13 protein-coding genes and 1 pseudogene are annotated in these 18413 nt (G+C 67.3%); 3 read left to right on the forward strand and 11 right to left on the reverse strand.

The genetic code is table 11. The annotated features are described in order from the left end of the window. Nucleotides 1-43: 43 nt before the first annotated feature. The 7 genes and pseudogenes from ispF to ACILRJ_RS07655 form a co-directional block, all read right to left on the reverse strand. Nucleotides 44-511, reverse strand: a pseudogene (gene ispF / locus ACILRJ_RS07625) (2-C-methyl-D-erythritol 2,4-cyclodiphosphate synthase); the annotation flags it as partial. A 205-nt stretch (nucleotides 512-716) separates the two neighbouring features. Further along, on the reverse strand, nucleotides 717-1427 hold the full coding sequence (gene ispD / locus ACILRJ_RS07630) for a 2-C-methyl-D-erythritol 4-phosphate cytidylyltransferase (RefSeq protein ID WP_395681978.1): 711 nt from the start codon (nucleotides 1425-1427) through the stop codon (nucleotides 717-719). Between the two features lie 108 nt (nucleotides 1428-1535). Next, entirely contained in the window at nucleotides 1536-1847 is a 312-nt protein-coding gene (gene ftsB / locus ACILRJ_RS07635; RefSeq protein WP_395681980.1) for a cell division protein FtsB, read from the reverse strand. A 12-nt stretch (nucleotides 1848-1859) separates the two neighbouring features. Next, on the reverse strand, nucleotides 1860-3155 hold the full coding sequence (gene eno / locus ACILRJ_RS07640) for a phosphopyruvate hydratase (RefSeq protein ID WP_395681982.1): 1296 nt from the start codon (nucleotides 3153-3155) through the stop codon (nucleotides 1860-1862). A gap of 38 nt (nucleotides 3156-3193) precedes the next feature. After that, entirely contained in the window at nucleotides 3194-3715 is a 522-nt protein-coding gene (locus ACILRJ_RS07645; protein WP_395681984.1) for a hypothetical protein, read from the reverse strand. A gap of 39 nt (nucleotides 3716-3754) precedes the next feature. Beyond that, nucleotides 3755-4585 carry a 3-deoxy-8-phosphooctulonate synthase gene (gene kdsA / locus ACILRJ_RS07650; RefSeq protein WP_395681986.1) on the reverse strand — a complete coding sequence of 277 codons (831 nt, stop codon included), beginning with the start codon at nucleotides 4583-4585 and terminating at the stop codon, nucleotides 3755-3757. 106 nt (nucleotides 4586-4691) lie between these two features. Then, nucleotides 4692-6365, reverse strand: coding sequence for a CTP synthase (locus ACILRJ_RS07655; protein WP_395681988.1), 1674 nt, complete (start codon nucleotides 6363-6365; stop codon nucleotides 4692-4694). Nucleotides 6366-6660: 295 nt separating this feature from the next. Between ACILRJ_RS07655 and ACILRJ_RS07660 the strand changes: the two genes are divergently transcribed. Continuing rightward, nucleotides 6661-8265 (forward strand): hypothetical protein, encoded by a 1605-nt coding sequence (locus tag ACILRJ_RS07660; protein WP_395681990.1) that lies wholly within the window; start codon nucleotides 6661-6663, stop codon nucleotides 8263-8265. A gap of 184 nt (nucleotides 8266-8449) precedes the next feature. Here ACILRJ_RS07660 and mdtD read toward each other — a convergent pair whose 3' ends face one another. From mdtD to ACILRJ_RS07680, 4 genes are all read right to left on the reverse strand, one after another. Further along, nucleotides 8450-9865, reverse strand: a complete 1416-nt coding sequence (gene mdtD, locus ACILRJ_RS07665; RefSeq protein ID WP_395681992.1) for a multidrug transporter subunit MdtD — start codon at nucleotides 9863-9865, stop codon at nucleotides 8450-8452. A gap of 199 nt (nucleotides 9866-10064) precedes the next feature. Beyond that, on the reverse strand, nucleotides 10065-12170 hold the full coding sequence (locus ACILRJ_RS07670) for a hypothetical protein (RefSeq protein ID WP_395681994.1): 2106 nt from the start codon (nucleotides 12168-12170) through the stop codon (nucleotides 10065-10067). Nucleotides 12171-12461: 291 nt separating this feature from the next. Next, nucleotides 12462-13673, reverse strand: coding sequence for an acetate/propionate family kinase (locus tag ACILRJ_RS07675; RefSeq protein WP_395681996.1), 1212 nt, complete (start codon nucleotides 13671-13673; stop codon nucleotides 12462-12464). 11 nt (nucleotides 13674-13684) lie between these two features. Next, nucleotides 13685-14662 (reverse strand): bifunctional enoyl-CoA hydratase/phosphate acetyltransferase, encoded by a 978-nt coding sequence (locus tag ACILRJ_RS07680; protein WP_395681998.1) that lies wholly within the window; start codon nucleotides 14660-14662, stop codon nucleotides 13685-13687. 238 nt (nucleotides 14663-14900) lie between these two features. On the opposite strand from ACILRJ_RS07680, the gene parE reads away from it, so the two are divergent. Beyond that, complete coding sequence (gene parE, locus ACILRJ_RS07685) at nucleotides 14901-16790, forward strand: DNA topoisomerase IV subunit B (RefSeq protein WP_395682000.1); 1890 nt, start codon at nucleotides 14901-14903, stop codon at nucleotides 16788-16790. 129 nt (nucleotides 16791-16919) lie between these two features. Further along, the gene (locus ACILRJ_RS07690; RefSeq protein ID WP_395682002.1) at nucleotides 16920-18383 is read left to right on the forward strand and encodes a choice-of-anchor Q domain-containing protein; all 1464 of its coding nucleotides are present in this window, start codon (nucleotides 16920-16922) and stop codon (nucleotides 18381-18383) included. Nucleotides 18384-18413: the final 30 nt, after the last annotated feature.

Consider the following 18413-nt stretch of genomic DNA (forward strand, 5'->3'; position numbering starts at 1 on the left):
GGTCCGGTTCGTCCGGCGCCATCACGGCCGAGCGCGCCGGCTGCTTGTTCAGCAGCACGATCGCGAACGCGGCGATGCCTTCGCCACGCCCGGCGAAGCCGAGCCGCTCGCTGGTGGTCGCCTTCACGCTGACGTCGCCGACCGGGCAACCGAGATCCGCCGCGAGGTTGTAACGCATCGCCTCGACGTGCGGCGCGAGTTTCGGCAGTTCGCACACGACCGTGATGTCCGCATTGGCGAGCGTGTAGCCGCGCTCGATCGCGAATGCCATGCAGCGCAGAAGGAAATGCCGGCTGTCGACATCCTTCCAGCGCGGATCGCTCGGCGGAAAATGATGACCGATGTCGCCGAGCGCGAGAGCGCCGAGCAGCGCATCGCACAGCGCGTGGATCACCACGTCGCCGTCGGAATGCGCCACCAGACCCTGCGCGTGCGCGATTCGCACGCCGGCGAGCGTGACGTGGTCGCCGGGTCCGAATGCGTGGACGTCGATGCCTTGGCCGATGCGCATGGTCTTCAGGGTCGGAGCTGGAATGCAAGGATACGGCGATTGGCGGATCTTCACCTCTCCCGCTTGCGGGAGAGGTCGACGCGCGCAGTGCGGCGGCTGGGGGAAACACGCAGCGCGCCTCATACCGCCCTGCCCCCACCCGAACCCTCTCCTGCAAGCGCGGGAGGGGAAAAGCGGGGAACGGGAAACTGAAACCACCTTCCGCTCAGCGATCGGCTTTCGACAAAAGGTATTCAGCGAGCGCAAGATCCGCCGGCGTCGTGACCTTGATGTTGCTGTCCGCACCCTCGACAAGAAGGGGGCGGTGTCCCATGCGCTCCATCGCCATCGCCTCGTCGGTGATCGCGATGCCGAGCGCCGCCGCGTGCTCGAGCGCGGCCGTGAGTTCGCCGCGGCGGAACAACTGCGGCGTCAACGCGCGCCAGCACGCCTCGCGCGGCTCGGTCGCGGCGACGCGCAAGCCCTCATCCGCGCGCTTGAGGGTGTCGCGCACCGGCGCCGCGAGCAGGCCACCGCCGGCCGCGCACCCTTCCGCCACCAGACGCGCGATGTCGTCGACGCGCACGCACGGTCGAGCGGCGTCGTGCACGAGCACGTAGTCGTTCGGCGCAACCGCATCCGGCAACGCACGCAAGCCGGCGAGCACGGATCCGCTGCGTTCGGCCGCACCGATCGTGGTCAGCACCGGCTTTCCGCCGATCGACTCGATGCCCGGCCAATGCGCGTCGTGCTCGGCGAGCACCACCATCAGCCCGGCGATATCGCGGCATTCCGCGAGGCGCTGCAACGTCCATGCGAGCAGCGGCCGACCCGCCAGCTGCACGTACTGCTTGGGAAGCTCGGCACCGAAGCGCACGCCGCGCCCCGCGGCGGGAACAACGCACCACAGGCCTGCCCGCGTGTCGTTTTGCTGCATCGGAATGGGTTGACTGCCTTGGTTGTGGCGCAGATCGGCGAACGGTGAATACCGCCATCCCGGCTTTCGCCGGGATGACGACCTGGAGGCGTTGGCGGCGAGCGCTTCCTATTTCCCTTGAGCATCCTTGCCGGGCGTCGCCGCACCCGGCTCGACGACCTGGTAAAACGTCTCGCCCGGCTTGAGCAGGCCTAGTTCGGAGCGTGCGCGCTCCTCGATCGCTTCCTCGCCGTGCTTGAGGTCCTCGACTTCGGCCGACAGTGTCTCGTTGCGCTTCTTGAGCTGCGCGTTTTCGGCCTTCTGCTGCGCAACGCGCTGCTGCAGGCGCCATACGTCGCGCAAACCGCCCTGGCCCGTCCACAGGCGCACCTGCAGGGCGATCAGGATGATGATCAGGACCAGGGCGACCCAGCGCAACACGCGTTCGCGACCTCAGCGTCCGAAGTTCGGCAGGTTCGGGAACGCATCCTTGCCGGCGTAACGCGCGGCGGAGCCGAGCGCTTCCTCGATGCGCAGCAACTGGTTGTACTTGGCCACGCGGTCCGAGCGACACAGCGAACCCGTCTTGATCTGCGTTGCCGTCGTCGCGACCGAAAGGTCGGCGATCGTGGTGTCCTCGGTCTCGCCAGAACGATGCGAGATGATCGAGGCGTACTTCGCAGCGTCGGCCATCGCGATCGCATCGAGCGTTTCGGTCAGCGTGCCGATCTGGTTGACCTTGATGAGGATCGCGTTCGCGATGTGCTTGTCGATGCCTTCCCTGAAGATCGAGGTGTTGGTCACGAACAGGTCGTCACCGACCAGCTGCACGGTCTTGCCGAGCCTGTCGGTCAGCTTCTTCCAGCCGGCCCAGTCGCCTTCGGCCATGCCGTCCTCGATCGTGACGATCGGGTACTTCGCGCACCAGCCGGCGTAGAACTCGATCAGCTGCTCGGGGCTCAGCACCTTGCCCTCGCCTTCGAGGTGGTAGGCGCCGTCCTTGTAGAACTCGGAACTCGCGACGTCGAGCCCGAGGTAGATCTCCGAGCCGATCCGGTAGCCGGCCTTGTCGACCGCGGCGAGGATCGTTTCGATCGCCTCTTCGTTGGACTTGAGGTCCGGCGCGAAGCCGCCTTCGTCGCCGACTGCGGTTGCGAGGCCGCGGCCCTTCAGCACCGACTTCAGCGCGTGGAAGATCTCGGTGCCCGCGCGCAGGCCTTCGGCGAAACTCGGCAGGCCGACCGGCAGGATCATGAATTCCTGCATGTCGACGTTGTTGTCCGCGTGCGCACCGCCATTGATGATGTTCATCATTGGCACCGGCAGGCGCGCCGCGCGGTCACCCGCGAGATGTTTCCACAGCGGCAGCTTCCTCGACGCCGCGACCGCATGCGCGTTCGCAAGCGAAACACCGAGCAGCGCATTCGCGCCGAGCCGGCCCTTGTTCGGCGATCCGTCGAGCGCAACGAGCTTGTCGTCGAGGCCGCGCTGGTCGGCCGCATCGAAACCCTTGAGCGCCGTTGCGATCGTCGTGTTGACGTTCGCGACCGCATGCTTCACGCCCTTGCCGAGATAGCGCTTCTTGTCGCCGTCGCGCAGCTCGACCGCTTCGCGCGAACCGGTCGAGGCGCCGCTCGGCACCATCGCGCGACCGAACGAGCCGTCGGCGAGCGTGACTTCGGCTTCGAGCGTGGGGTTGCCGCGGGAGTCGAGGATTTCACGGGCGTGGATATGGTCGATTCGGCTCACTGTTGAACTCCGGAAACGGGATGTTGATGTGGAACGACTCAAGGTTCGTCCGGCGCGATGCCTGCTGGAGGATGGCCCAGCCCGGCGACAGATTTGCCGAAGCCCGAAAGCTCCTTGGTGTATCTCGCCGCGCGCAGATAGCCTCCGCTCGGGCTCTTGTCGGCGAAAACGAGGTAGTTCGAACCGAGCGCAAAACGGGTGCCGAACATGCATCTCGGAACGTCGTTGAGGACCAGGGCCGATGCACCGATATCGCCTTTCATTACGCGCGCCACCGAGACGCGCGCGAACGCGCTCGCGTCATCGCCGAGCGCTGTAATGGAAGGGAAGTCGGTCCATTCGTCTTGGTCGAAAAGGAACCCGCCGGATCGAGCGTAGGCGCGCTCGATCGTCGCTGTGCGTTCGCGAGATTCGTAGCGCAAAGGCGTGGCAGGCAGCAGTTCATCGACGTGCGCCAGGAAAACGTAGTCGTGTGCCGCCAGCGCTTGGTCCGGCGTCAACTCCTTGTGGCGGCATGCACGCGCCGGCGCGGTCGCAAGAACCGCGGAGGCGATCAGCACGAAGGCGAGGAGGCGACCGCTGGATGGCATGCGCTTTCGTCAGACCGATTCGAGGAAACCGTTGCGCTTGCCGATGCGATCAAGCTCGACCAGCGTTTCGAGCAGCGCTTCCATCTTGCCGAGCGGCCACGCATTCGGGCCGTCGCTGAGCGCCTTGTCCGGGTCCGGATGCGTTTCCATGAAGATGCCCGCGATGCCGACTGCAACCGCGGCGCGCGACAACACCGGCACGAACTCGCGCTGGCCGCCGGATTTACCGTCGGCACCGCCGGGCAACTGCACCGAATGCGTCGCGTCGAACACCACGGGGCAGCCGGTGTCGCGCATCACGCTCAGGGAGCGCATGTCGGAAACGAGGTTGTTGTAGCCGAAGCTGGCGCCGCGCTCGCACACCATGATCTGCTCGTTGCCGGTCGCCTTCGCCTTCGCGGAGACGTGCTTCATCTCCCACGGCGACAGGAACTGGCCCTTCTTGATGTTGACCGGCCTGCCCGCGCTCGCGACCTTCTGGATGAAGTCGGTCTGCCGGCACAGGAATGCCGGCGTCTGCAGCACGTCGACGACTGAAGCGACTTCGTCCATCGGCGTGTACTCATGCACGTCCGTGAGCACCGGCACGCCGATCTGGCGCTTCACTTCGGCCAGAACCTTGAGGCCTTCCTCGAGCCCGGGACCGCGGAAACTCGTGCCGGAGGTGCGGTTCGCCTTGTCGAAGCTCGACTTGAAGATGAAAGGGATGCCGAGCTTGCCGGTGATTTCCTTGAGCGTGCCCGCAGTGTCGAGCTGCAACTGCATTGACTCGATGACGCACGGGCCGGCGATAAGAAACAGAGGTTTGTCGAGGCCGACTTCGAAACCACACAGCTTCATCGACGGGGCGCTCCCGTGGGAGCGGCGGAAGCCGCGATGCCGGGCCGCTTTTCCGCGGGAAACGCATCGCGGCTTCCGCCGCTCCTACAACCGCAGGAGCGAGGCGTCATGCGACTGCCTCCTTCGCATCCGCGGCGGCGAGCCGCGGCGCTTCGCGCATCGCCTTCTGCTCGCGCGCGGCGCGCACGAAGCCGATGAACAGCGGATGGCCGTCGCGTGGCGTCGACGTGAATTCCGGGTGCGCCTGGCAGGCGACGAACCAGGGGTGGTTCGGCAGTTCGATCATTTCCACCAGCAGGTCGTCCATCGACTTGCCGGCAATGATCAGGCCGAGGTCCTCGAACGGCTGGCGGTAGCGGTTGTTGAACTCGTAGCGATGGCGATGGCGCTCGCGCACGACGTCCTGGCCGTACATCTCGCGCGAGAGCGTGCCGGCCTTGAGGCGGCATTCCTGCGCGCCGAGGCGCATCGTGCCGCCCTTGTCGGAACTCTCGTCGCGCTTCTCGACATCGCCGGCGCTGGTCGTCCATTCGGTGATCAGCGCGATCACCGGATCGGCGCAGTTGCGATCGTTCTCGCTCGAATTCGCACCGGCGAGGCCGGCGATGTTGCGCGCAAAATCGACCACCGCCGCATGCATGCCGTAGCAGATGCCGAAGTACGGGATCTTGTTTTCGCGCGCGTAGCGCGCCGCGGCGATCTTGCCCTCGAAGCCGCGCTTGCCGAAGCCGCCGGGCACGAGGATGCCGTCGGCGTCCTTGAGCAGCTCGGCGCCCTTGCGCTCGATCTCCTCCGACTCGACCCAGCGCAGGTTCACGCGCGTCTTCTGCTTGATCCCGCCGTGCCGCAGCGCCTCGCCGAGCGACTTGTACGCGTCCTTGTGCTCGACGTACTTGCCGACGATCGCGATCGTGACCTCGCCCTGCGGATGCTCCATCGCCTCGACCGTGCGCTCCCACGCCGAAAGGTCCGCAGGGTTCGCATTGAGGCGCAGCTTGTCGATGACGATCTCGTCGAGGCCCTGGCTGTGCAGCCACATCGGCAACGCGTAGATGACGTCGACATCGGTCGCGCTGATGACCGCCTTCTCGGGCACGTTGGTGAACAATGCGATCTTGCGCCGCTCGCTCTGCGGCAGCGGCTGCTCGCAGCGACACAGCAGCACGTCGGGCTGGATGCCGATCGATCGCAGTTCCTTGACCGAGTGCTGGGTCGGCTTGGTCTTGATCTCGCCGGCGGCCTTGATGTACGGCACCAGCGTGAGATGCATGAAGATCGCCTGCTCGGCGCCGTGCTCGATGCGGATCTGGCGGATCGCCTCGAGGAACGGCAGCGACTCGATGTCGCCGACGGTGCCGCCGATCTCGACCAGCGCGACGTCGTAGCCCTGGGTCGCCTCGTAGATGCGATGCTTGATCTCGTCGGTGATGTGCGGGATCACCTGCACGGTCGCGCCGAGGTAGTCGCCGCGGCGCTCCTTCGCGATCACGCTCTCGTAGATCTTGCCGGTGGTGATCGAGTTCTTGCCGGTCAGGCGCGTGCGCACGAAGCGCTCGTAATGGCCGAGGTCGAGGTCGGTCTCGGCACCATCGTCGGTGACGTAGACCTCGCCGTGCTGGAACGGGCTCATGGTGCCCGGGTCGACGTTGATATAGGGGTCCAGCTTCATCATCGTCACGCGCAGGCCACGCGCTTCGAGGATGGCAGCCAGCGACGCGGCGGCGATGCCCTTGCCAAGCGAGGACACCACGCCGCCGGTCACGAAAATGAGGGGGGTCATGGGCGAAATACTTCTGCCGGAAACCCGTATTCTAGTGGGTCCGGCAGGTGCGCGCATCTCGTGCGGGCGTTCCATGCGCGCCATCCGGGATCCGCTGGCCCCGGGCGCGCGGCCGCAGGCCGGCGTCGATGGGCAAACTGCGGCTCGATGCGGCCCGAACCCGGGTCTCCGCTCGTCTGCACGGATCGCTCGGCCCCCGGAAGCGAATCCGACCTCCGTCGCCTGATAGGAAGTGCCGCGCCATCCCGTTCTGATCGGCAACGACCGACCCGACGGTCACGACGGAGCCTTTCCCATGCGATTCTTCTTCCTGCTTGCGGGCGTATTCGCCGTGAGCGCCGCCCTGCCCCTGCGCGCCGCCGAAATCAGCGTCGGCGCCGACGCCAGTTGCACGGCGCACACGATCGACGAAGCGCTCGCGCTGGCGGCCGGAACCCCGGAAGTCGACACGATCCGCCTCGCCAACGACCAGGCCTATGCAGGCCTCGCGCTCGACATCCATGTGTCGGTGAACCTGGTCGGGGGCCACACCGCCTGCGGCGATACCCAGCCGGTCGGCGCCACCCACCTCGAAGGCAGCGGCAGTTGGGCCACCGTCAGTGCGTTCGGCCCGACTGCCGAAGGCGTCGACGTGCGCCTCGAACACCTCGACATCAGCGGCGGCGGCATCGGCGGCGACATCGGCAGCTTCGGTGGCCTCGCGGTCGAAGGCAACTCGCGCGTGCACGTTGCCGATGTCGCGCTCCACAACAACCGCGCGATCTTCGGCGGCGGCATCGGCGTGTTCGGAGCCGGTGCGCGTCTTGTGCTCGAACGCAACGTCGACATCCACGACAACGAGGCGACATTCACCGGCGGCGGGCTGTACGTCGAAATGGGCACCGCCAACATCCGTCCGCAGGCCGTCAGCATCCACGACAACCTGGCCCAATCCGGTGGCGGCCTGGCGATTGCGAGCGGTCAGGTCAACGTCGGCAGCGACATCGACGACCAGACCACACCGATAACCGGCTTCCTCATCGCACGGAACAATGCCGCCGGCAACGGCGGCGGCGTGTTCGTGACCGGTCAGAACGGCATGCTGCTAGCCGACGATACGGTGATCCGCGACAACCAGGCCGTCGAAGGCGGCGGCGTATTCGCGAGCACGGGTGGCTATGCGCAGCTTGCGAGCTTCCCGATGGGGCCGTTCCGCCACTGCGCGCCTTCGCTCGAATGCCTGCGCGTGTCCGGCAACCAGGCCATGCGCGGCGGCGGCGTCGCGGTGCGCAACGGCGGCACCGCCCACCTTTCACGCTCGATCGTGCGCGCCAATACCGCGGCGCGCGGCTCCGCGCTGTCGATCGCCGATGAGGCGTCGATGTTGCGCGGCCTCGGCCTGCTGGTCGTGCAGAACCATTGCGACGCCTCGCAACCGCAGTGCGACACGATCGGCATGAGCGCCGGCACCGCGCGCTTCCAGTACGCGACGTTCGCCGACAACGACGGCCGACCGCTGCTGCTGTTCGGCGACGGCGTGCCGGGCAATTCGCGCACGACCGTCTCGATGGATTCGACGCTCGTCTCCGGCAAGCCGATGATCTTCGGCACCAACGGCGCTGCGGCGACGTTCGCGGCCGACTGCGTCATGAAGGACAGCGGCACGCTCGAAGGCGGCATGGGGCGCAGCGACATCGGCCCGATCCTGTTCCAGGACCGCGCGCGCGGCGACTACCGTCTCGTCGCGGGCAACCGTGCGATCGACTACTGCGACGACACGCACGCGCCAGTCGAGGATCCGGATCTCGACGGTACGCCGCGCGGTATCGAAGGCCCCGGCGCGAACGACCTCGGCCGCTACGATCTCGGCGCGTACGAGTTCGACCGCATCTTCGCGAGCGGAATTGAAACAGCGCTCTGACAATAGTGCGACGTCGTGGGAGCAAGGTCTTGGTGGGACCCCCGCCTGGTGGGACCTACCGGCCTTGTGGGAGCCACCAACCTTGTGGGAGCGGCGGAAGCCGCGATGCTCTACCCGACCTCGCAACAAGCATCGCGGCTTCCGCCGCTCCTACAGAGTCGCGTCGCCGACTGACCGGCGCGCCCTACATCGGATCGACCGGCGCCGCGACCGGGAAACGCCGCTTGGCCTCGAGCTGCCAGAAGATCCACGACGACACCGCGGTGATCAGGCCGACGCAGACGAAGGTCGCATGGAACGCCGGCAACGTGGCGGCGCCGCGTTCCGAACCGAACAGACCGGTGAAGGCCGCGAGCAGCCCGCTCGCGGTCGCGACACCGAGGCTCATCGACAGCATCATGACCATCGACAGCAGGCTGTTGCCGCCGCTCGCGAGCTCGCCGTCGAGATCGCGCAGCGTGACCGTGTTCATCGCGGTGAACTGCAGCGAATTGACCGTGCCGAACGCGGCGAGCTGCGCGATGCGCAGCCACGCCGGCTGCTGCGGTCCGATCAGCGCGAAGCTCGCCATCGCGGCGCCGACCAGCAGCGTGTTGACGAGCAGCACGCGCCGGTAGCCGAAGCGCTTCACGATCGGCACGATCATCCGCTTCGACGCCATGCCGGCGAGCGCGACCGGGATCATCATCATGCCGGCCTGCATCGGCGTGTGGCCGAGACCGACCTGCAGCAGCAACGGGATCAGGAACGGCATGCTGCCGCTGCCGAGGCGCGCGAACAGGTTGCCGAGCACACCGACGCGGTAGCTGTGCACCGCGAACAGCGCGAGCGGGAACAGCGGCTTGTCCACGCGCGTCGCGTGCAGCCAGTACGCGACGAAACTCGCGAGGCCGAAGATCAGCAGCACGAGCATGCCCGCGCGTGCGCTGCCGAGTTCGGTCAGGCCGTCGAGGGAGAGGGAGATCGCGAACATGCTGAACGACAGCAGCAGGTACCCGCCGGCATCGAAGCGCGACACTTCGCCGCGCGCATCCGGCATGTAGCGCAGGGTCGCCAGCGCCGCGACGATGCCGACCGGCAGGTTGATCAGGAAGATCCAGTGCCACGAGATCGCCTCGACCAGCCAGCCGCCGAGCGTGGGGCCGATCAGCGGACCGATCATGCCCGGGACCGTGACGAAACTCATCGCCGCGAGGAATTCCTTGCGCGGCACCGAACGCAGCACCGCGAGGCGCCCCACCGGCAGCAGCATCGCGCCGCCTATGCCCTGCACCACGCGCGCTGCGGCCAGTTGCATGAGGCTGTGTGCGCTCGCACACAGCAGCGAGCCGAGCGTGAACAGCACGATTGCGACGAAGAACACGCGGCGCGTGCCGAATCGGTCGGCCAGCCAGCCCGAAGCCGGGATCAGCATTGCCATCGTCAGCGAGTAGGCGATCACCACCGACTGCATGCGCAGCGGGCTTTCGCCGAGACTCGCGGCCATCGCCGGCAACGCGGTGTTGACGATGGTCGAGTCGAGCATCTGCATGAACACGCCGAGCGCGACCAGCCACAGCAGGGCGCGCGAGGGTTTCGCAGGGGTCGCGTCGTTGACCATCAATGCGCAGTCTAGCGCGATGTGCAGCCCGGGCGTTTCGACTTCGCCCGCTGCCGCTCGCTGCGCTCAACGCGAACGGATTCTTCTCCGTTGACCCTGAGCGCAGCGCCGAAGGCGCGGAGTCGAACGCGGGCGCCCGGCGTTTCGACTCCGCCCGCTGCCGCTCGCCGCGCTCAACGCGAACGGATGAGCCGCAACATCAGCCGTCGAAGCCGTTGCGGAAGATCACGTCGCTGACGCGGTAGTCGAGCCAGAACGTGCCCTGGTACGCGGAACTGAAACTGCCGACGCGCAGCGTGAACGTTCCCGTGTACGGAGCGGTCCATTCAAGACGCGACCGCAGGCCGCAGCTGTCGTCGTCGTAGGCGAGTTGCGTGGCGCCGTCTTCGATCGCAATCGTCGTGTCGAAATCGCTACCGCCGCCGGCCTCGCCGCAGAAGGAAAACTGGTAGGTTCTCGTCGCCTCGCCAACGAACGTGAATGTCCAGTCGCCTGCCGGGCCGATGTAACCCGCCGACGTGGTTTGCCATGGGGTCAATGGCACCAGCAGCTGCGGCACGTTGTCGACGTGCACCTTGGATCCCTCGTCGGCCCACGCGCTGTTGCTGCCGTTGTCCGCATCCACGTCATCGCGCAGGTAGGCGGCGAACCAGTAGTCGCCGGTCGGCATCGTCGACGGAATCGGCAAATACGGCAGTCCGTTGTACCAGGTCGTGTACACCGGCACGGTCGCGTACGCGGCGCTGCCGAGGAACGCGTACGCACTCCAGCTCATGCGTTGCTGGGCTAGATAGAACTCGACGCTCGGAGCGACGACGTCGTCGCTGCCGAGGTTCTCGATCTTGAACGCGCCAGTGATCGATGCGGCCAGGTTGTCGCCGTGGTGCACCCACACGCTCCATGGTTGCGTAGCGCTGTAGCTCGCATGCATCGAACCGCTGTTGTCGCCGGTTGTGTAGAGGCTAAGCAGCGCGTCGTGGATGGCCGGCCCGCCGAAGGCCGCGCGCACCGCATTGGTATCGTCGGCGAACAGCAGCGGCAGGCGATATTCCTTCGGCGAGTAGTTCATGACCGAGTCCCACCACACGTCCTGCGTTTCCCACGGATGCTGCAGGCCCCACATGTGGCCGAGCTCGTGCGTCATCGTCTGGCGGAAGCCCCAGCAGCCGTCAGCGCTGTTCGTTGCGGCGCGCTCGTCGAGCGTCCAGCAGTAGGCGGGATTGAGCGCGAGGTCGGCCTCGACGATCGGGCCGGTACCGAACCAGCGCGAATAGGTGATGCCGAGCGTGGTCGCTCCCCACGGTTCGCCGAACTGCGCGGTCATGGTCGCGTCATCCGGCCAGCCGGCGAGGTCGAAACGGTCGTTGTTCCAGGCCCAGGTGCCGGTCGGCGTCACGTACACGTTGAACACGCCGCCACCGTAGCGGTTCCAGCGCGACATCTGGTATTCGTCCTCCGGCGACCACGGCGCAAAACTGTCGGGGAAATTGTTGATGACCGCCGGTGGCGCGATGCGGTGCTCGTAGTGATAGTCGATGACCTCGCCACCGTGCGGCTGCGGCGTCCCTGCAGCGGCCGCCACGGCGTTTGTCGCCTGCCCGCTCGGCGCCGGTCCTTCGAGCGCCTCCTCCACGCCCGGCATTCGCGTCGCCGCACGGTCCTGCGGTGGCGTCAACGCGATCGGCAGATAGCTCTTGGCCGGATAGCTTCCTGGCGGCACCGTGCTGCGCGCGGGTGCGCGCGGCGGCGCACTGCCGCGTGCGCTGAGCAGTTCGTGCACGCGCTCGAACAACTGCGTGCGTTCGCTGCGAGATGAATCCACGCCGAGCGAAACGGCCGAGCCGTCCGGGTCGAGGCGGTACACGCCCTGCGCGCCGCCGACGAACGGCGGGAACAGCTCGCCGCGCGCCGGACGCACGAACAACAGATAGCGGCTGCCCACATCGAAGCGCGGCGCGTCGCTGATCGCCTGCGTCTCGCCCGCCAGCGTGCCGCCGCCCTGGGTCAGCACGAAGTCGCTGTCGGGCAAGCCGAGCAGGACGTCGACCGCATGAAAGCGATAGTCGGTGACGATCAGGTTGCCGCGCGCATTGCGCCGCGACTGCTGGGCGGCGAGATCGGCAACGACGACCCATTCCGACTCCGCGACCATGTCCTCCAGTGACGCCTTCGGCATCAGCTCCTGCGCATGCAAGCGGCTGCCTGCGCCGAGCACGATGACCAGCGCGGCCAACGCGAGGCGCACCAGCCATCCCCGCTGCGCGCGCTTCCAGCGCGGGTATTGCCTTCGATTCCACGTAGCCATGTCCGCTCTCCCTCCAGCTGCCACGCCTGCGATCAACAGCCGCCGCATCCGCTGGGCCAGCGTGGCGTCGGCACCAGTCAGGAATACGAGGCCTGCTGCGAGCGATTACAGGAAGGCAGGTTGCGCGCGCGGCGCACGGCTGTCGCGCGCGGCGCGGAACCTGGTCGGCAATGCAGGTCCCACTGTGTTGCGCGGCAGATCGCGGCCCTGCCTTCGTTCGCCTCCCGAAGGATTCGATTCGCATCGCGTACGAAGCTGCCGCTGCGCGGCCAACGCCCGATGCGACCGGTATCAGCTGTCGACTTCGGGTGTTCCCGGTTCGCTGCCGTTGTCGCGCCCGCTTGCGCGGATCCCGTTGCATGCGCGCGCGATCACGATCTCCTCGTCGGTCGGAACCACCAGCACGCGCACGGCGCCGTCCGCGGCTCCGATCTCGGCGTCGCCGCGTGCGTTGGCGCTTGCGTCCAGGCGCACGCCGAGCAGAGCCAGCAGTGCGCAGATCGCCGCGCGCACCGGCGCCGCGTTCTCGCCGATGCCGCCGGCGAAGACGAGGGTGTCGAGGCCACCCAGGGCGACCGCCATCGACGCGACCTGGCGCGCACAGTGGTAGACGAACAGGTCGACCGCCTCGCGTGACGCCGGCGCGGCGCTGGCGAGCAGATCGCGCATGTCGGCGCCGATCCCGGAAACGCCGGCAAGGCCGCTGTCGTGGTACAGCATCCGCTCGATCGCGGCCGCATCCATGGCGGTCGTGCGCAGCAGGTGGAAAGGAACGCCGGGATCGAGCGGACCGCATCGCGTACCCATCGGCAAGCCGTCGAGCGCGGTGAAACCGAGCGAGCAGTCGAGCGAGATGCCGTCGCGGACCGCGCACACGCTCGCGCCGCTGCCGAGGTGCGCAAACACGCAGCGTCGTGCCGCGGGCGCGATGCGCGCGACTTCGCCGGACAGGTACTCGTAGGAAAGGCCGTGGAAACCGTAGCGCCGCACGCCGGCGTCGTGCAGCGCGCGCGGCAGCGCGAAGCGGCGGGCCCGGTCCGGCCAGTGCGCATGGAACGCAGTGTCGAAGCATGCGACCTGCGCCAGCCCTGGATGCCGCTCGCGCAGGCGTCGGATCGCGGCAAGGTTGTACGGCTGGTGCAGCGGCGCGAGTGGGTCGAGCCGTCCAAGGCGCTCGAGCACGTCATCGTCGATACGCGCCGGAGCGATGAAGTCCATGCCGCCGTGCACGACACGATGGCCGACGACCCCGGGCTTCGCACCGTTCGCATTCGCGTCGAGCCAGGCCAGCGCGGCATCCAGTGCTTCAACCTGCGCCGCATCCGGCGCGAGCGGGATTTCCGTCGCAGCCTCGCCGGCGCGCGACGCACGCAGGCATGCGCCGCGCCCGATCCGTTCGACCTTGCCACCGGCGATGCGCGCAGGCTCGGCGGATCGATCGAACAGGGCGAACTTCAGGCTCGACGAGCCCGCATTGATGACGAGGATCGCATCGTCCGCCATCGCACGAGCCCTCAGCTTGCGCGAGCGCGCGGAGGCGACGCCAGCACGACTGCGAGCGCACACGACGCGAGGCGGATGCGCAAGCTGTCGGAGCGGCTGGTCAGGATGACCGGCACACGCGCGCCGAGCACGACGCCTGCGGCGTCCGCGCCGGCGAGGTAGACGAGCTGCTTGTACAGCATGTTGCCGGACTCGAGGTCCGGCACCACAAGGACATCGGCACGCCCCGCGACCGGCGACACGATGCCCTTGATCCGTGCCGCCTCGACGTTGACCGCATTGTCGAATGCCAGCGGGCCGTCGACGATGCCGCCCGTGATCTGGCCACGGTCGACCATCTTGCACAGCGCGGCCGCCTCGATGGTCGAGCCGATCGCGGGATTTACGGTTTCGACCGCGGACAGGATCGCGACGCGCGGCGCCTCGTAGCCGAGTCGGTTCATGAGGTCGATCGCGTTCTGCAGTATGTCGGCCTTGTCGGCGAGCTTCGGCGCGATGTTGACCGCTGCATCGGTGATCAGCAGGGGTCGCGGATACTTCGGAACGTCCATCAGGAACGCGTGCGAAACGCGTCGTTCGGTGCGCAGTCCGCATTCGCGATCGAGCACGGCGCGCAGCAGTTCGTCGGTGTGCAGGCTGCCCTTCATGATCGCGTCGACCTTGCCTTCGCGCGCGAGCCGTACGGCAGCCGCGGCCGCCGCATGGCTGTGCTCGGTATCGACGACTTCGATGCCGTCGAGTACGACGCCGATCTCGCGCGCGACCACAGCGATTCGGGCCGCCGGGCCGACCAGCACCGGCACGATGAGATCCTCGTCGCGTGCGTCGATCGCAGCCTGCAGCGCCTCGGCGTTGCACGGATGCGCGACCGCGACGCGTATCGCATCGAGCGCCTGCGCCGCGCGCAGCAGGCGTTCGTAGCCGCCGTGCGCGTGCAGCTCGATCGCGCGTTTCGCGCCGTGGCGACCATTCCCGGCTTTCGTCGGCATCGTCGACTCCCGTTCGGAACGACGCAGCGTAGCAGCGCAGCGCCAATCAGGGTGAACCGGCGGAAGCCATCGCGACGGCCACCTGCGGGCCAAGGCACGGCGGCGCACAACGCCGAACGCCCGGGCGATGGCGACCGTCCGGCGCCGCGCCAGGCGGCGTGCGTCGCAGCGGTATTGACCCGCCCCGAGCGAATGCCCATCCTGCACGCCCCTCGTCGCACCCGAGTCGCGCCACTCAATGAGCAGTCGCTACAACGCCGCAGACATCGAAGTCCTCTCCGGCCTGGATCCGGTCAAGCGCCGGCCCGGCATGTACACGGACACGTCGCGGCCGAACCATCTCGCGCAGGAAGTCATCGACAACTCGGTCGACGAGGCGCTCGCCGGCCACGCGAAGGCGATCGACGTCATCATGCACGCGGACGGTTCGGTCGAAGTGACCGACGACGGCCGCGGCATGCCGGTCGACATCCATCCCGAGGAAGGCATTCCCGGCGTCGAGCTGATCCTCACGCGCCTGCATGCGGGCGGCAAGTTCTCCAACCGCAACTACCAGTTCTCGGGCGGCCTGCACGGCGTCGGCGTGTCGGTCGTCAATGCGCTGTCGCAACGGCTCGAAGTGACGATCCGCCGCGACGGCCAGATCCACCGGATGAACTTCAAGGACGGCGACCGCGCCAGCAACCTCAGCGTGACCGGCACGGTGCCGAAGAAGCAGACCGGCACGACCGTGCGCTTCTGGCCCGATCCGAAGTATTTCGATTCACCGAAGATCTCGCTGCCGCGCCTGAAGCACGTGCTGCGCGCAAAGGCCGTGCTGTGCGCGGGCCTCACCGTGCGCCTTACCGACGAGGCGAGCGGCGAGAAGGTCGAATGGCACTACGAGGACGGCCTGCGCGACTACCTGCGCTCGATGCTCGGCGCGGTCGAGTACCTGCCCGCCGATCTCTACGTCAACCACGTGCAGCGGGACAACGGCGCCGTCGAGTTCGCGGTCGCGTGGCTGCCGGAAGGCGACCTCACCCAGGAAAGTTACGTCAACCTGATCCCGACCGCGCAGGGAGGGACGCATGCGAACGGCCTGCGCTCCGGGCTCACCAACGCGCTGCGCGAGTTCTGCGAATTCAGGAACCTGCTGCCGCGCGGGATCAAGCTCGCGCCCGAAGACGTATGGGATCGCCTGTGCTTCGTGCTGTCGCTGAAGATGAGCGACCCGCAGTTTTCCGGCCAGACCAAGGAGCGCCTGTCCTCGCGCGATGCCGCCGGTTTCGTCGAGAACGCGGTACACGACGGCTTCTCGCTCTATCTCAACCAGCATGTCGACATCGGCGAGAAGATCGCGCAGCTCGCGATCGAACGCGCCACGCTGCGGCTCAAGGCCGAGAAGCAGATCGTGCGCAAGAAGATCACCCAGGGTCCCGCCCTGCCCGGCAAGCTCGCCGACTGCGCATCGAGCGACCTCTCGCGCACCGAACTGTTCCTCGTCGAGGGCGACTCCGCCGGCGGCTCCGCGCGGCAGGCGCGCGACAAGGACTTCCAGGCGATCCTTCCACTGCGCGGCAAGATCCTCAACACCTGGGAAGTCGAGTCCGGCCAGGTGCTGTCGTCGCAGGAAGTGCACGACCTCGCGGTCGCGATCGGCTGCGATCCCGGCAAGGACGACATCTCCGGACTGCGCTACGGCAAGGTCATCATCCTCGCCGACGCCGATTCCGACGGCCTGCATATCGCGACCCTGCTGTCGGCGCTGTTCCTCAGGCACTTCCCGAAACTGGTGCGCGAAGGCCATGTGTTCGTCGCGATGCCGCCGCTGTTCCGCGTCGATGTCGGCAAGCAGGTGTTCTACTGCCTCGACGAATCCGAGCGCGACGCGATGCTCGAGAAGATCGAGCGCGAGAAGATCCGCGGCGCGGTCAGCACCACGCGCTTCAAGGGCCTCGGCGAGATGAACCCGTCGCAGTTGCGCGAATCGACGATCCATCCCGATACGCGCCGTCTCGTGCAGCTGACCATCGAAGCGGACGACGGCACCTCGAAGCTCATGGACATGCTGCTGTCGAAGAAGCGTGCCGGCGACCGCAAGGAGTGGCTGGAGACGAAGGGCGACCTGGCCTCGCTCGAGGTCTGACCCTCCTCGCCATTCGTTCCCGGCGCAGCGGCCACGGGCGACAAGTCGAAACGATGGAGCGGACGATGTCCAAGTCCGGCCCGCTCCGTCGTTTTTCGATCGCGTCCCCCCTGATCCGGATCGCGATCCATGCACCATGCCGCCTTTTCCCACGCGACGCGCGTGCGCAGCCTTGCACATGCCATTGCATCGGCTTTCCTCGCCTGCGGGCTTGCAGACGCGTCCATCGCCCATGCGAACGAATCCGTGGTCCGCGGCCAGCTCCAGCGACCGGGGTCGGCCACGTCCCGGCCGGTCGACCTGTCCAGCGCAGGCACCACTCGCGGCGGCCCCACGGTCGTCGTGCAGAACTGCAGCGACCTCGGCCCGGGCAGCCTGCGCGATGCGTACGCGAATTCGTTCGACGGCCTGACGATCGATCTGGGCCAGCTCAACTGCAGCACGATCACGCTCGCCAATGGCGCGCTCGTTTCGGCCAACAATGCCGGCTACGTCACGCTCAAGGGTCCCGCCGGAGGCGTGCTGATCATCGACGCCAACCACGCCAGCCGCGCGATCATCCATCGGGGCACACGCATCGGCCTGCGCGATCTCGTGGTCAGGAACGGATTTTCCAGCAACGACACCGGTGGCGGCTGCATCCTTTCGGACGGTGATGTCGCGCTGTCGGACTCGCGCGTGAGCGGCTGCGAAGTCTCGACCACCGGTTCGACGCCGGCACTCGGCGGCGCGATCCATTCCATCGGCGTCGCGTTCGTGATCTCGAGCCAGGTCGTCGACAACCGCGCGCATGCGGCGGCCGCCAATGCGGACGGAGGCGGCGTGCATGCGCAGTACGTGATCACCGCGCACCAGAGCACGATCAGCGGCAATACCACGTCCGGCGACGGCAGCCACTATGCGCGCGGCGGCGGGGCCTACGGCAGGGAGGGAATGCGCATCGACAGTTGCACGATGTCGGGCAACAAAGCCGATGCCGGCGGCGCTGCATTCATCGGCACTGCATCGTTCTACAACTCCAGCTTCACCAACAGCACCGTCTCCGGCAACAGTGCCGACGGCGCGGGCGGTGGCATCCTCACGCACTACAAGATCAGGATCGACAACAGCACGATCGTCGGCAACAGCGCCTATTTCGATTTCGGCGCGGGGCTTTATCTCGCAGCGGGGAATGCCCAGTTGCACAGCACGATCATCGCGGGCAATACGACCGGCGGCGGGCTCAACGCCGCCGATATCGGCGGCCATGCGGGCGCTGCCATCAGCGGCGACCATAATCTGGTGATTGCATCGACGCTGGCGCTTCCGCCCGGCACGCTCAGCCAGGAGCCGATGCTGGGTCCCCTGCAGGACAACGGCGGAGGCGTGCTGACGATGGCGCTGCTGCCGGGCAGCCCCGCGATCGACGCGGGCGACAATCCGCGCAATCTCTACGAAGACGGGCGCGGCTACGAATGCCCTCCGACCGGCGGCTGCACCGAATTCGAACGCACCGTCGGCGCCGCGACCGATATCGGCGCCTTCGAATTCGGCGCACCGAACCACATCTTCGACGACAGTTTCGAGACCGAATCGTTGCGCGATCAGGGCTGAAGATCGGCCGCGCACGCGGGCCGGCGCCCG

The sequence above is a fragment of the Dokdonella sp. genome, from assembly GCF_044227025.1.
In the GTDB taxonomy this organism is placed as follows: Bacteria; Pseudomonadota; Gammaproteobacteria; order Xanthomonadales; family Rhodanobacteraceae; genus Dokdonella_A.

Excerpts from the sequence above, each read along its gene's own strand:
- ispD (WP_395681978.1), bottom strand. The coding sequence starts at position 1,427 with ATGCAGCAAAACGACACGCGGGCAGGCCTGTGGTGCGTTGTTCCCGCC.
- kdsA (WP_395681986.1), bottom strand. The coding sequence starts at position 4,585 with ATGAAGCTGTGTGGTTTCGAAGTCGGCCTCGACAAACCTCTGTTTCTT.
- ACILRJ_RS07655 (WP_395681988.1), bottom strand. The coding sequence starts at position 6,365 with ATGACCCCCCTCATTTTCGTGACCGGCGGCGTGGTGTCCTCGCTTGGC.
- ACILRJ_RS07660 (WP_395681990.1), top strand. The coding sequence starts at position 6,661 with ATGCGATTCTTCTTCCTGCTTGCGGGCGTATTCGCCGTGAGCGCCGCC.
- mdtD (WP_395681992.1), bottom strand. The coding sequence starts at position 9,865 with ATGGTCAACGACGCGACCCCTGCGAAACCCTCGCGCGCCCTGCTGTGG.
- ACILRJ_RS07670 (WP_395681994.1), bottom strand. The coding sequence starts at position 12,170 with ATGGCTACGTGGAATCGAAGGCAATACCCGCGCTGGAAGCGCGCGCAG.
- ACILRJ_RS07675 (WP_395681996.1), bottom strand. The coding sequence starts at position 13,673 with ATGGCGGACGATGCGATCCTCGTCATCAATGCGGGCTCGTCGAGCCTG.
- ACILRJ_RS07680 (WP_395681998.1), bottom strand. The coding sequence starts at position 14,662 with ATGCCGACGAAAGCCGGGAATGGTCGCCACGGCGCGAAACGCGCGATC.
- parE (WP_395682000.1), top strand. The coding sequence starts at position 14,901 with ATGAGCAGTCGCTACAACGCCGCAGACATCGAAGTCCTCTCCGGCCTG.
- ACILRJ_RS07690 (WP_395682002.1), top strand. The coding sequence starts at position 16,920 with ATGCACCATGCCGCCTTTTCCCACGCGACGCGCGTGCGCAGCCTTGCA.